Source organism: Paenibacillus sp. DMB5 (assembly GCF_001517085.1).
Classification (GTDB): domain Bacteria; phylum Bacillota; class Bacilli; order Paenibacillales; family Paenibacillaceae; genus Paenibacillus_AQ.
Map to the genome: position 1 here is coordinate 180,784 of NZ_LRAC01000163.1, position 13,884 is coordinate 194,667.

The following is a 13,884-nucleotide window of genomic DNA, read 5'->3' on the forward strand; positions in this document are numbered from 1 at the left end:
CCCTGCCGCACCCGTTAAATCGCAAAAAAAAAGCAGTACGCAGCCGGATTTATTCCGCTGCATACTGCTTTTTTAAATGTTGTAAGTAATGGTTAATGCTTAATGCTTAGTTACTCAACTTCCACTCTTACACATACGTCTACCCTCACACTTACTTCTACCTGTTCGCATACTCACGAACTTACGGCTCCCCGAAATCTAGTTGGATTTTCGCCACTTATTTCCACTATTTATTAATTTCCTCTCTAATTAGGTGGATAAACAGCATCTATTTCTGTCCGTTAACCCACTTTAGCGTAGATACAGTAGAACTAAGTGTCGTTTTTCCAACTAACAACCTCATTCCGGGGAGTTGGAGCAGAATTAGATGACGATTTTCCACTTAGCTTGCTCAGGCATACCCTGTAGATCATTCCTGCCAACCAACCAATCTACATAGCTGCGCTTTATACAACTAAAGCAGCACATTTGGCACGGAAAACACATATAAGTGTATTCCATACAATTAAAATATCCGCATAACCCCACTTTAGGCCGATACGGGCAAATATAGCTGTACAGAATACACTTATATGGCGGGACAACAGGAATGTACCGTTTTTAATTGTACAAACTGCAGTTAAAAGGTCTTCTACTTTAAGTAGACTAATGCCAAACAACAGACTAAGCAATGCCTCTGTCAAGGCTGTTAATGGCTCTTTCAATAGCTCAATAGCTCTATCAATGCTCTTCATTAGCTCATCAATTGCTCTTAATTGCTCTTTAATTGCTCTTTAATTGCTTGGCAACAGCTCTTTATCTGATCTACAACAGCTCAATCTGCAGCGAAACTCCCGCACCACACTACCCCGATATTAATCCAGATTCGCACCATTCGAGGCAATCGCCTTCTGGTACCAGTAGAAGCTTTTCTTTTTGAACCGGTTCAGCGTGCCATTGCCCTCATCGTCCTGATCCACGTAGATCACTCCGTAACGCTTGGACATTTCAGAGGTTGAGGCGCTGATAATATCAATCGCTCCCCAGCTGGTGTAGCCCATCACGTCAACGCCGTCCAGAACAGCTTCCTTAACTTGTGTGATGTGCTTGCGCAGGTAGTCGATTCGGTAGTCATCATTAATTGAACCGTCTTCTTCCACCTTATCTTTTGCCCCCAGACCATTTTCAACAACGAACAGCGGAAGCTGGTAACGGTCGAACAGTTCTTTGAGCACGATACGCAGGCCGACCGGATCAAGCTGCCAGCCCCACTCGGTCACCTGCAGGTTCGGGTTTTTCACCGTACTGAACAGGTTGCCGCCGGTTACACCGTATTTCTCGGGATCTACCGTTGAGATAAGCGAAGTATAGTAACTGAAGGAGATAAAATCTACGGTATGCTCACGCAGCAGCTGCTCGTCTCCCGGCTCTACAACGAGATTGATGTTATTTTCAGCAAAATACCGCTTCACAAACGGAGGATAACTCCCCCGCGCCTGCACATCCGTATGCAGCAGATTGAGCTGGTTGTCCACCTGTGCCTGCAGCACGTCCTCCGGACTGCTGGTTGCCGGATAGTGAATCATGCGCGCCAGCATACAGCCGATGCGGAAGTCCGGATTGATCTCACGGCCCTTTTTCGTTGCCAGACTGCTGGCCACGAACTGGTGATGCAGCGCCTGGTAAGACGCTTCGCGGATATTATCGACTGTATCCTCAACCACACCGCCGCCGGTGAACGGTTCAATGACGGTAGTGTTAATCTCATTAAAAGTAAGCCAGTACTTAACCTTATTCTTGTAACGGGTCATCACCGTCTCTGCATACTTCTCATAAAAAGCAATCACCTTCCGGTTTCTCCAGCCGCCATAATTCAGCACCAGCGACATCGGCATTTCATAGTGGGACATGGTAACCAGCGGCTCAATCCCGTATTTATGCATCTCGTCGAACATATCGTCATAGAACTGCAGCCCTTTTTCGTTCGGCTCGGCATCATCCCCATTAGGGAAAATACGCGCCCAGTTAATCGACATCCGGAACACCTTGAAGCCCAGCTCGCCGAACAGAGCGATATCTTCCTTGTAACGGTGGTAAAAGTCAATTCCGTAACGCTTCGGATACCCCTCAGCCGTAGTGTGCTGCATTGCCCGCTGAATGGATTCGCTGGTGACATGCATCAGCTCTTTAAGGTTGGTATAGTCTTTTTTCTTAAAATAAGGCACCATATCCGCGGTGGACAGCCCTTTGCCGTCCGCATCAAAAGCACCCTCCGCCTGATTGGCCGCGATCGCGCCGCCCCACAAAAAACCTTCCGGAAACCCTTGCTGTATGCTCAATGTGCTCATCTCCTTGGTTTTTATATAGATTGAATTGATAACTTTTTATTTCGGGGTTGGCCGTGGCTCCAGGAATATTTGGACTTCCGGCCGCTGTTATGTTTGGATTTAACTGCTACTATATAGATCGAATTGCTGAATTTTCCGTTTTGGGATTAGCCGTGACTCCAGAGAATGTTTGGACTTCCGGCCGCTGTTGTCTGCAGATTTCTTCATTTTAACCGCTGCTCGCAGTGGAAATCCGCAGACAGTTCATGCTTCCGGAGCTAGCTTCTCTGCGAAAAGCTTTCAGCCGGTCGCTATCGCTGCTACAGTTCCAAAATTCCCCTCCGCCACTTTTCCCTTAACTTAATTTTCAAGTTCAATATAGGCCGTAACATCCAAACATAAAGGCGGACACTTCCGTTCCTCCAGTTCCAAAATTCTCCTCCGCCACTTTTCCCTTAATTTAAGTTTTCAAAATCAATCTATATAATATTTTTTTGTATAAAGTGCTCTGGATCTGCTGCGCCTGCAAATCCATCCCCGGTTAAGTACTATAAAATTGATCTAATTGCCCGGGAAATTCCCGAATTATTCGCGGATGTGGGTCCTGCAAGCCCAGCTACTGTTAATTCTAATGATGCTGTACGCAATACGACTTAACGTCTTACCTACAGCTCCGCCCGCAGCACCGGCTCACCAAAACCAACCGGTCCCAGCTTAATCGGGAGAATCTGCTTATAGTCTGCAGTGTTTGTAACAACCATCGCGGTAGTAATATCATAATTCTGCGCGATCTGCTCCAGGTCAAAGGTCAGCAGCTTGTCGCCGGCCTGCACCTGATCACCGGTCTGCACATGCGTTTCAAAGAACTGGCCGCGCAGCTTAACGGTGTTGATGCCGACGTGGATCAGCAGCTCCATGCCGTTCGCATCACGGATGACCAGGGCATGTTTGGTTTTGAATACGTTCATTACTGTACCGCTGACCGGAGATACCAGCTCACCGACTGCCGGCACAAAGGCAATCCCCTTGCCCATCAGCTCATCACCAAAGGTAGGATCGTTAACCTCTTTCAGAGGAATCGCCTTACCGCTCATGGGAGCATAAGCCGTGCTGTCTGCAGATGCAGAAGCCGTTTCTACTTCAACCGCTGCCGGAGCGGCAGACTGCGGTGCTTCATTAGCAGGTTTGGAAGCAATATTGCCTGAAATCTGTGCAGCATCATCCGCCTCTTCCTGGATTCCCAGCAGCACTGTAACGACAGCGCCGACTACAAAGGCGATAACCATCCCGCCAAAAGCGTACCAGAATGTCTGGCCGACCAGTCCCGGAAGACCCGGGATACCGCCGTTACCGGCTAGTGCGTATGCCTTGGCTCCAAAGGCCAGCGCAAAGCCGCCCCCTGCCGCACTACCAATCATTGCCGCGATGAACGGCTTTTTATATTTCATGTTCACACCATACATAGCTGGCTCAGTAACACCCATAAGCGCGGTAAAGCTGGTGGAGAGTGCTACGGATTTCAGTTTTTTATCTTTTGCCCGGAAGAATACGCCCAGAGTCGCCCCAGCCTGTCCCATATTAGAGATGTAGGTCAGCGGCAGGAATTTGTCGAACCCAAGCGTAGCCAGATTGCTGATGATAACCGGAACCAGCGCGTAGTGCATACCCGTCATAATAATCAGGGCCATCGCGCCGCCGAGGACGATGCCGGAGATCAGTCCGCCTTCATTGAGCAGCCAGTTTATGCCTCCGGACAGGCCGTCACCGATAAAGGTTCCCAGCGGTCCGATTGCAATCAGCGTTACAGGAACCATAATAAGCAGCGAAATTAACGGAACGAGCAGCAGCTTAAGCGATGGCGTGATGAAACGGTCGACGTCTTTTCTACATAAGAGAGCAGCCATACGGCCAGCAGAATCGGAATAACCGACGAAGCATAGGATACGGCAGTAACCGGAATGTTCAGAAAAGCAACCGGATTGCCGCTCGACAATAACGCCCCCATGTCCGGATACATCAATGCCGCGCTTACTCCAACCGCAATAAACGGATTACTGCCGAATTTCCGGGCTGCGCTGAAGGCAATCAGAATTGGCAGGAAGTAGAACACACCGTCACCGATAGCCGAGAGAATCCGGTACGTATCCGTTCCGGTTGTAAGCCATTCCAGCGTTACGAACAGGGCCAGCAGACCCTTGAGAATACCTGCGGCTGTGATAGCCGGAAGCATTGGCGCAAACACGCCTGCGATCGTTTCAAAAATCTTCAGGATGACGTTCTGTTTCTTTCCATCCTCTTTTTTACTGCCCTCACCGCTTTGCTTGAGCGCCGGGTAAGCCTTCACCATCTCATCGTAAACCTTTGGCACGTCATTACCGATGATGACCTGGAACTGCTCGCCCGAGATGTTGGTGCCCATGACCATATCCAGCTTTTTGAGCGCGGCCTGATCGGCCTTGCTGTTGTCTTTAAGCTCAAAACGCAGCCGTGTCACGCAGTGGTAAACTGAATTTACATTGGACACCCCGCCCACGGACTGGACGATTTGCTGTGCCGTTTCCTGATGTTTCATCTTACTTCCCCCTATTTTTGGCATATAAAAAACCCGAACGAACACACCGACTCCGCGCTCTTACGCGTACCGTGCCTCATCCGGGTTTTGCCTGACTGAACAGTAACAAGCCCTTGGTTATTTACTTTTCATCAGCCGCTCCAGATGCAGTGTCAGGTAGAGCTGCTCGGAATGCGTCATGACATAATCATAGTTTTTGAGAATAAACGTTTCGATCTTGATGATACACTTGAACGTCTCCGGATAATTCTTGCGGACAACCTCGTACAGATATTCCTCCGTGTCATCATGACTGGAATGGGTTATCACCCGCTGGCAGAAATATTTGAGATGTGTGATGAATCTGAAATAGTTGACGCTGTCCTCATCCAGATCCACACTGAAATGATATTTGATGATGTTCATAATCTCCTGCAGTAGCTGCATCAGATGTGTCACATCGTTCATCGAATCATTAACTTCAGCGTTAATGAAATGCAGGGCGATATTGCAAATTTCATCCTTGGGAAAATCAATCCCCAGCCGCTCCCTGAGAATCGTCAGCGCTTCCTTGGCTACATCGTACTCAGCCTTATAGAAGTGCTGCACCTCCCACGACAGCGGGTTACGGACAATCTGGTCCCGCGCCATCCGCTGTACAGCAAAGTTAATATGATCTGACAGTGATACATAAATCCCGTCACTGATCTGCTTATTCAGCTGCATGCGGGCAAGACTGACGATATCATCCGTTACCTGCAGAATTTCAATCGGCACCTCGGTAACAATCGATTTGAAGCGCTCGTAGATCGAGGAATCCTGCAGACGGAAGATTTTTTCAATCCGCCCTTCGTCAATAGTGTCGCCTGCCTTGAACTGGAAACCGATACCCCGGCCGAGGATAAGCAGCTCCTGGTTCTTGTCATCAAGCGTACTGACGATGTTGTTGTTAAAAATTTGTTTGATGATCACTATAAACCCACCTGTGTTTGAGGAATCAAAAAAGGGCAAAACAACAATGGATATGACAGAATCATTTCCACTGTGGTTTTGCCCGCATTACCGGTAACAAGCCTCGGAAACAATTTAGCACAAGCTGAAAACGGTGTCAACCATCACTTTAAAAATGTTCCGGTCACCTTCAGGCTGCTTCCTTGCTTCCCTATCTCCCCTGCGTGGTCTGCTGTAACCTAATTTTAACCAGCCGAAGTCTGAACTATGCATCCGCCCTGCATACTAAAAGTACAAATCCCACCCGATGATCAGCGCACTGAACAATACAGCCGACAGGCCGGACAGCACGTACAATACCTTCCTCATTCTTCTGCTGTTCGAGTGCCGCAGCTTCAGCAGCAGTAACACAATATATCCGGCAGCCAGCAGAACATAGACAATATTCAGTGCAAAATGAACATACAATCCGGAGTAGGCTGTGTATTCATAGCCCGGAAAAACATAATCGTATTGTTCAAGAGATAGATGAGACCGGCTATATTAACCCACATATAATATTTATCCAACCCGGGCGCCGGCTTCTTTACTCTCATAAAATGGCGGATCAGCCAGCGGATACATTGATTGATAAGTGTAAACAGCGTAATAAAAGCACCCAGCCCAAGGACAATGAGCGATATTCCGATGCTTTGAGCGGAGAAGCCGGTAAGCGGCAGGTAATCCGCATACATATTGGACAGTTTGATAATCTTCCCCTGATCATCCCTAATAAAATAGTCGATACCCGACGTGTGAATCTTGGTGTAGGCATAAGGTGCAAATTGATTGGAGGGATCACCATTCCAGCTGGAGACCCGTTTATTAACAGGTTCAATATAGGCCAGATTAAGATATTCGATCATTTTGCCGAACCCGTGAATGACCCGGCGCGCGCGTATGTAAGTCCCTTCTACTTCTGAGCTGTCCGGCAGTTCGCCGCTGTAAGCTTCCGGAGTATAAGTGCCAAAGACTCTATCAACCAGCCCCTGGCAATACTGCCCCTCATTCTTCTGATTAGTCATCACAATTATCCCGAAACCGGAAACAGGATCGATTACAAAGTTACTCGAAAAAGCCAGTGTATTGCCGCCATGCTCCAGCGTCTGGACTGCATGCTCATTCACAAAAAATCCGTGGGCCATCCTTGGCACATCAGTGCCTTCATATGCCAGGCTTGGCCTCAGCATTTCTTCAAGTGTTGCATTACTTTGAAATAATGGACTTTTGCTGCCTGCCGGCGGGATAAGTGCGGCCATGAACTTTGCAGCATCTGCCGTGGTGCTGACAGCACCGCCCGCCGGATACATACCAAGAAAAGTCCTGTTATTCTCGATCAACTCCCGCTCTGCTGTATAGCCCTGAACCTTGCTTCTTGCAGCGGCAACGGAAGAATTGTCCTGCAGCGTCGGGTGAACGGAAGTGTCCTCCATTCCCAGCACCCTAAAAATATGCTCATTAACGTATGTATAAATGGCTGTCCGCTCTGACGTTCAACAATGTAGCCGGCCAGGGACGCACCGTAGTTGGAGTAAGCCAATACTGTACCTGGTTTATAGACCTGACGGGGTTCAGCTATACGCAGGGCCTCTTTCAGATCAGGAACATCATCTTCCTGTCTATAAAATAAATCTGTATACCGCTCCTGCCAGCCCGCATTATGATGCATCAGATTCAGCAGCGTAATCGGCTCATCATATTTCAGCTTTCGGAAAAAGCCTTCCGGCAGATACTCCCGTATATCCGTCCGTAAATCCAGCTTACCCTGTTCCACCATCTGCATCACACTCGTCCAGACCAGCAGCTTCGTGACGAGCCCCATTCAAACACCGTGTCCGTATCGGCGGCGATATTGTGCTCCACATCTGCTAAGCCGTAAGCTTTGTTAAAAATAGTCCCGCCGTTGTTGACGACGGCAACAGACACGGCAGCAGTAGTTACCTTACGGGCAGGAGTAAAAAAAGTATCGATCACAGCTTCAAGTGCAGACAGCCTGATTCCGGAAGGGCTTTCATCATTGACCGGCAATACGCCTCCTTCTGCCGCATATGCAGGTAATCCGGCAGACAGCAGTAATAAAATAGCCGTCAGACAGATAACAGGCGGCTTTAATAAGGCAAACAAACTTTTCAGGTTCATGTAGAGCCTCCTTTTTCAATACTGGAATTAGAGTAAAACAATTCCATTAGTGCGTATAACTGCTACTACGTTTCAATCAGAAATATGGTGCGAAATTTTTCCTTTAATAACAAAAGAAAAACCCGCCCCCCAACACGGGAGCAGGCCTTCAACTCAATATACAAACCTTATTTCAAGCCCTTCCAGACCCAGCTTTCAACCTCCGGCAGATCGATGCCTTCTTCACGGATAAAGGCATTGTGCTTCTTGACCATGGCATCCATCTCAGCTGCGATGGCAGTATGCTCGGCGGACTCCGGCAGGCTCAGTACAGCTTCCTTCGTCAGGTCGAAGCGGTCCATCTGATTCAGCACGCGCATATCAAACGGAGTGGTGATGTCGCCGTTTTCACGGTAGCCATGCACATGCAGATTGTGATTGTGACGGTCGAAGAACAGGTCTTTAATCAAGCCTTCATAGCCGTGGAAAGCGAAGATGACCGGTTTGTCTTTTGTGAAAAATTGATCAAACTCTTCGTCGGACAGGCCGCGCGGATCGAGCTTCTGGCTTCTCAGCTTCAGCAGGTCCACTACGTTGATATAACGGATCTTCAGCTCAGGCAATTTCTCATTCAGGATGGAGATCGCCGCCAAGCTTTCAATGGTTGGCTCTGTACCTGCGGAAGCAAAGACCACATCAGGCTCTCCGCCCTTGTCTGTGCTTGCCCAGTCGATAATCTTCAGCCCTTTATCAACCAGCTCCTGTGCCTCTGCCACACTGAACCACTGCGGACGCGGATGCTTGGAGGAGACGATCAGATTGATCTTCTGGCGGTCGTTCAGCACAGTGTCGAATACAGCCAGCAGGGAGTTCGCATCGGCCGGCAGATATTCACGGATGAATTCCGGCTTCTTGTCAGCCAGGTGGCCCAACAGACCCGGGTCCTGATGAGTGTAGCCGTTATGGTCCTGCTGGAATACGGTCGAAGTTGCCACAACATTCAGAGACGGGATGTCGGCACGCCAGCCCTGATCGGTTGCCTTGCGCAGCCATTTGAAGTGCTGGGTAATCATCGAATCCACCACACGCAGGAACGCTTCATAGCTGTGGAAGAAGCCGTGACGTCCGGTAAGCACATAGCCTTCCAGCAAGCCTTCTGCCTGATGCTCCGACAGCTGGGAATCGATCACGCGTCCGTAGGAAGCCAGGAATTCATCGTTTGGTTCAATAACCTGATCCAGCCATTGGCGTTTGGTTACTTCAAACACCGGCGCGAGACGGTTGGACATCGTTTCATCCGGCCCGAAGATCCGGAAGTTGCGATTAGGCTCGTTGCGCAGGACAACCTCTTTCAGGTATTTACCGAGAACGGCCATATCCTGTGCCACCACTTGACCCGGGACAGCATTGTCCAGTGCATAGTCGGCAAAGTCAGGCAGATTCAGATCCTTGATCAGGTTGCCGGCATTCGTAACAGGATTCATCCCCATACGTCTGTTGCCTGTAGGCAGAATTTCGGCAATTTCGGCAAACAGGCGGCCGTTTTCATCAAACAGCTCTTCCGGTCTGTAGCTGTGCATCCAGTCCAGCAGCGCCGGGGCATGCTTCATATTCTTCTGGTCCACTGGAATCGGCACCTGATGGGCCCGGAACGAGCCGGTGTTCGGTACGCCATCCCACTGGGCAGGTCCGGTCCAGCCTTTAGGGGAACGGAAGACAAGCATTGGCCATAGAGGACGGGTAAGGTCGTTATTTTCACGCGCATTTTTCTGGATGGCTGCAATTCTTTCCACGATGGTGTCAAGTGCTTGGCCATTTCAGGGTGCATCTGCTCCGGATCTTCCCCTTCTACAAAGAACGGCTCCCAGCCCATGCCGGTGAAGTAAGCCGTGATTTCTTCCCGTGACTGGCGGGAGAGGATCGTCGGGTTGCTGATCTTGAATCCGTTCAGGTGCAGGATCGGCAGTACAGCGCCGTCTGTAACAGGGTTGATGAAGCGGTTGGAGAACCAGGATGCGGCCAGCGGTCCGGTTTCAGCCTCGCCGTCTCCGATAACTACTGCCGAGATCAGATCCGGATTATCTAGAATCGCACCGGCGCCGTGAGACAGGGAATAACCAAGCTCGCCGCCTTCGTGGATAGATCCCGGCGTTTCAGGTGCAGCATGGGAAGCTACGCCGCCAGGGAACGAGAACTGCTTGAACAGCTTTTTGAGACCGGGGATATCCTGGGTAATTTCCGGGTAAATTTCGGTGTAGCTGCCGTCCAGATAGGAATTCGATACCATAACCTGGCCGCCGTGGCCCGGTCCTTCTATATAGAACATGTTCAGATCATATTTGGTGATCACGCGGTTGAGATGGGCATAAATGAAGTTCTGGCCGGGAATCGTTCCCCAGTGCCCGATTGGTTTGATTTTGACATCAGCATCCTTCAGCGGTTCTCTTAACAACGGATTGTCTTTCAAATACAACTGTCCTACGGAAATATAGTTCGTTGCCCGCCAGTAAGCATCCAGCTTCTTCAGATACGTTTTTGATGAGTAATCAACATTCATGGTCGATAATCCCATTTTCTCCACTCCCTAAATGATTGTATTTATAATTACCAATCTTTTTTCTCTACAGGTACATCATACCTCTGAAAAAAATAAATACAACCTTTTAGACAAGTGATACGGTCCAATTTTGTGAAATTTTGAACATAGTATGAAATGTACAGGTAATTGTCAGGGAAAACTATCGGTTGTTATGTGTTTTTTCATTTTTTAACATTACATTTCCTATTTAAATTAGGATTAAACTGGGATATAAGTGACGAAGGTATATTTTTCATTTATAGTTATAGTTAAAATTAGTAGTACTGAGGAGTTATGGAATGAGCAAACAGACAATAACGTTAAATTCTTGGACTAGCATTACTGACGGGGGACATATTATTTACTTGTTTGAGAATTTTGATCGTTATGTTGATAATGCTCTATCTTATATCGAAACCGCCATTGAGCATGGGCATCACATTCTGCTTATTGAGCAGAGCGACGTTTATTACGCTATTCTGGAGAAGCTGAGAAGCGGCAGCCTGTCCGGCAGCCTTCATTATCTTCATTACGCTAACAATGTGGAGTATTACGGAGCACGGGGGGATTTCAACTTCCAGCATATTGTATCTCATTTCGAGAAAATAACAGCGACGATTCAACATAAAGACTACTCTCTCCGTACATGGGCCAATGTGATGACCTGGGGAGAGCATGATGAGCAAACAATCCGGGAAAATCTGATGGCATATGAGCGGCAGACAGCCGATTTTGTACGGGAATATGGGATGGTATCTGTCTGCGCCTATAATGCACATGCCATCTCTGCATCCCTGCAGACCGGGCTTCTCAGAGAGCATGAATATGTGATGACGGATGCCGAGTTTTACAAGTCGCCTCTCTATAAGCATCGTGCCACGGAAGAAGTCATCTTCCCTTCCCTGTCCGTGCAGAGGCAGCTGCTGAATGAACAAAAGCATCTGCTTATTGAAAAGGAAGCCATGGAAATGGCTAACCAGGCCAAAAATGAATTCATCGCCATGATGAATCATGAGATCCGGACACCGATGAACGGTGTGCTGGGTATGGCCGAACTGCTCGCGGCAACGCCGCTGGAAGATATGCAGAAGGAGTACGTTGCCACTATTCAGAGAAGCGGGAAGTCTCTGCTGCGGATTGTGAACGATATTCTGGATTACAGTAAGCTGGAGTCCGGTTTCGGACAGCTGCTGGCTGAAGCATTCAGTGTGCGGGAATCCATTGCGGAGACGCTGGAGCTGCTTACTGTAGATATCCGGAACAAACAGCTGGAGGTAGACTTGTCGATTGATTCTGATATTCCAGAAATCCTCATCGGGGATGACGGGCGGCTCAGGCAGGTTCTGCTTAACTTATTGGGGAATGCCGTTAAATTTACAGAGGCGGGGAAGATTTCTGTTACTGTACTCCTTATCGCAGCTGCTCAAGACACAATCCGGCTGCAGTTTTCGGTTCAGGATACCGGCACCGGCATACCTGAGGAGATGCGCAGCCAGCTGTTTCTTCCTTTCTACCGGGCTGATACCGGTAAAACCCGGCAGACTGAAGGCACAGGCCTCGGATTGGCCATATGCAAGCGGATTGTTGAACTGATGAACGGGGACATCCGCCTCGGTCCTGCAGACCCGGAGATAACCGGTACGACGATTCTTTTCACTGCGGAGTTCGGCAGCTATTCTACTCTTTCCTAAAAATAATAAGAGGTCCGGGAATATTCCCGGGCCTCTATTTTTTAGTGAACCGATACAAAGGTATTAAATTTCAAGTACTTGTAGTGGAATCTCATATGCGAGAATTCAAGCGGAGTGCCGTTATCGAGGAAGAAAATCCCTTCCATGATACTTACAGGCTCATTCGGCGCCAGGTGCAGCAGCTCCTGGTCAACGGATTCTGACGGCTCTGCAAAAACAGACAGGAATGATTTGGTGACAGCGAGATTGCGCGAATCCTCAAGATAATTAAAGATCGAGCCTTCAATAATCGTCTGGTTGAGATCCTGGACAATTTTGATCGGGATGTAGCCTGTTTCAATCATGAACGGTTCATCGTCGAACAGCCGGAGCCGGACGATTTTGTACACAAAATCATGGGGCCCGAGGAACAAATCCCGCTGCAGCTCCTTGGTCGGTGGAATAACCTCGAAACTCAGCACCTTGACTTTGGGTTTCGTTCCGTGCATCTGGAAATTGTCGGTAACTCCCAGATTGGAGCCTTCATAATTGAAGATGGATTCATTTTTTATGTACAAGGGATTGATAAAGGTGCCTGAGCCCCGTTTTTTGAAAATAATGCCGACACTCTCCATTTTGGCGAGCGCCCGTTTGATCGAGCTGCGGCTGACCTGGTAGGCTTCACTGAGCGTCCGTTCATCCGGCAGGCGCATATCCGGATATTCTCCGGCAAAAATTTTCATTTTGAGGTCATCAATAATCTGCTTGTAAACAAATTGTGTCATGAAGTACTCCCTTTCAGGTCTGTTGCTGTCACTTCGTAAAGCTTAATGTTAAATATATCATAATCAGCGCACTGTTTATACATAAAGGCTATGTTTCATGTACCGGTCAGTGGAGCTTTCCGGGAACATCGGGCTGCTGCAGCTGTTCTATCTGGTGCAGATGGCTAAGCAGCTGCGATAGCTCTTGATCGTTCACAGGTTGAGCATATCCCCGGAAGCTAGTAATATGGACATACTAATGGCGTCAGCCAGGAACGATCCTGCTATGTAAAAAAGGAGGTATAAGATTATGACCTATTCGCAACGATCAGCCCGCACCGGAGCTTCATCGGATTACACCTATCTGGAGTATCAGATCAGCATAGCTCAGGACGCATTAGCACAGGCTGAACAAGCCGGCGACACGGAGCTTGCAGCCGCCATCCGGAAAAAGCTGGCCGGACTGGAGGATGAGCTGGAGCAGTTGGAAGACTAAACGGCGTCCCGCAAGCGAAAACAGCGGTTATCAACGTGCGAATGAGATAAGACTAGGTTAATATACGTAATGCCCATACTTGTGAGTCCCTTTAACCACATCACACCTCACACCGTCCACCGGTTACCTTGAACACAACTTAACCTCGTCAGAAACCTTAAGACTAGTTACCTTCATTCATTTAAGAAAGGGGATTTTTCCCTTTCATTTCGGCGGTTGAGCCTAGTTGCTGCCGAATCAGAGGGATTTTTCCCTTTCATTTCGGCGTTTGAGCCCGTTGCAGCCAAATCTAAGGGATTTTTCCCTTTGATCTCCACAGCCCCCTAATATAGTTGGAGTCCTCCCCCACAAAAATGTAGACTTAATACATGAGGAGGATGAGCACTATGGGAAAAATGTCCGAACAGAGAG

At 48.6% G+C, this 13,884-nt stretch carries 7 protein-coding genes and 3 pseudogenes; 2 read left to right on the plus strand and 8 right to left on the minus strand.

Annotation, left to right across the window (positions count from 1 at the left end; translation table 11 throughout):
• Window positions 1–446 precede the first annotated feature (446 nt).
• The 7 genes and pseudogenes from AWJ19_RS30550 to AWJ19_RS30590 all read right to left on the minus strand — a co-directional run bounded on the left by AWJ19_RS30550 (window position 447) and on the right by AWJ19_RS30590 (window position 10,537).
• Window positions 447–734, minus strand: coding sequence for a hypothetical protein (locus AWJ19_RS30550; protein ID WP_068729170.1), 288 nt, complete (start codon window positions 732–734; stop codon window positions 447–449).
• 120 nt (window positions 735–854) lie between these two features.
• The gene (locus tag AWJ19_RS30555) at window positions 855–2,318 is read right to left on the minus strand and encodes a 6-phospho-beta-glucosidase (protein WP_277815850.1); all 1,464 of its coding nucleotides are present in this window, start codon (window positions 2,316–2,318) and stop codon (window positions 855–857) included.
• A gap of 653 nt (window positions 2,319–2,971) precedes the next feature.
• Window positions 2,972–4,878, minus strand: a pseudogene (locus AWJ19_RS30560) (beta-glucoside-specific PTS transporter subunit IIABC).
• A gap of 117 nt (window positions 4,879–4,995) precedes the next feature.
• Window positions 4,996–5,829 (minus strand): PRD domain-containing protein, encoded by an 834-nt coding sequence (locus AWJ19_RS30565; RefSeq protein WP_068729174.1) that lies wholly within the window; start codon window positions 5,827–5,829, stop codon window positions 4,996–4,998.
• Window positions 5,830–6,093: 264 nt separating this feature from the next.
• A complete protein-coding gene (locus AWJ19_RS30570) occupies window positions 6,094–6,276 on the minus strand; it encodes a hypothetical protein (protein WP_068729176.1) in 183 nt (60 codons plus the stop codon).
• Window positions 6,255–7,986, minus strand: a pseudogene (locus AWJ19_RS37050) (serine hydrolase domain-containing protein). The gene AWJ19_RS30570 and the pseudogene AWJ19_RS37050 overlap by 22 nt, the downstream one beginning before the upstream one ends.
• Window positions 7,987–8,153: 167 nt before the next feature.
• A pseudogene (locus tag AWJ19_RS30590) lies at window positions 8,154–10,537 on the minus strand (phosphoketolase family protein).
• A 305-nt stretch (window positions 10,538–10,842) separates the two neighbouring features.
• On the opposite strand from AWJ19_RS30590, the gene AWJ19_RS30595 reads away from it, so the two are divergent.
• Window positions 10,843–12,234, plus strand: coding sequence for an MEDS domain-containing protein (locus tag AWJ19_RS30595; protein ID WP_068729182.1), 1,392 nt, complete (start codon window positions 10,843–10,845; stop codon window positions 12,232–12,234).
• A gap of 41 nt (window positions 12,235–12,275) precedes the next feature.
• Here the strand turns inward: AWJ19_RS30595 and AWJ19_RS30600 are convergent, their stop codons facing one another.
• A complete protein-coding gene (locus AWJ19_RS30600; RefSeq protein WP_068729184.1) occupies window positions 12,276–12,998 on the minus strand; it encodes a GntR family transcriptional regulator in 723 nt (240 codons plus the stop codon).
• 289 nt (window positions 12,999–13,287) lie between these two features.
• Between AWJ19_RS30600 and AWJ19_RS30605 the strand changes: the two genes are divergently transcribed.
• Entirely contained in the window at window positions 13,288–13,473 is a 186-nt protein-coding gene (locus AWJ19_RS30605) for a hypothetical protein (protein ID WP_068729186.1), read from the plus strand.
• Window positions 13,474–13,884: the final 411 nt, after the last annotated feature.

Coding starts and splice junctions, on each gene's coding strand:
- AWJ19_RS30550 (WP_068729170.1), bottom strand. CDS start 734: ATGAAGAGCATTGATAGAGCTATTGAGCTATTGAAAGAGCCATTAACA.
- AWJ19_RS30595 (WP_068729182.1), top strand. CDS start 10,843: ATGAGCAAACAGACAATAACGTTAAATTCTTGGACTAGCATTACTGAC.
- AWJ19_RS30600 (WP_068729184.1), bottom strand. CDS start 12,998: ATGACACAATTTGTTTACAAGCAGATTATTGATGACCTCAAAATGAAA.
- AWJ19_RS30605 (WP_068729186.1), top strand. CDS start 13,288: ATGACCTATTCGCAACGATCAGCCCGCACCGGAGCTTCATCGGATTAC.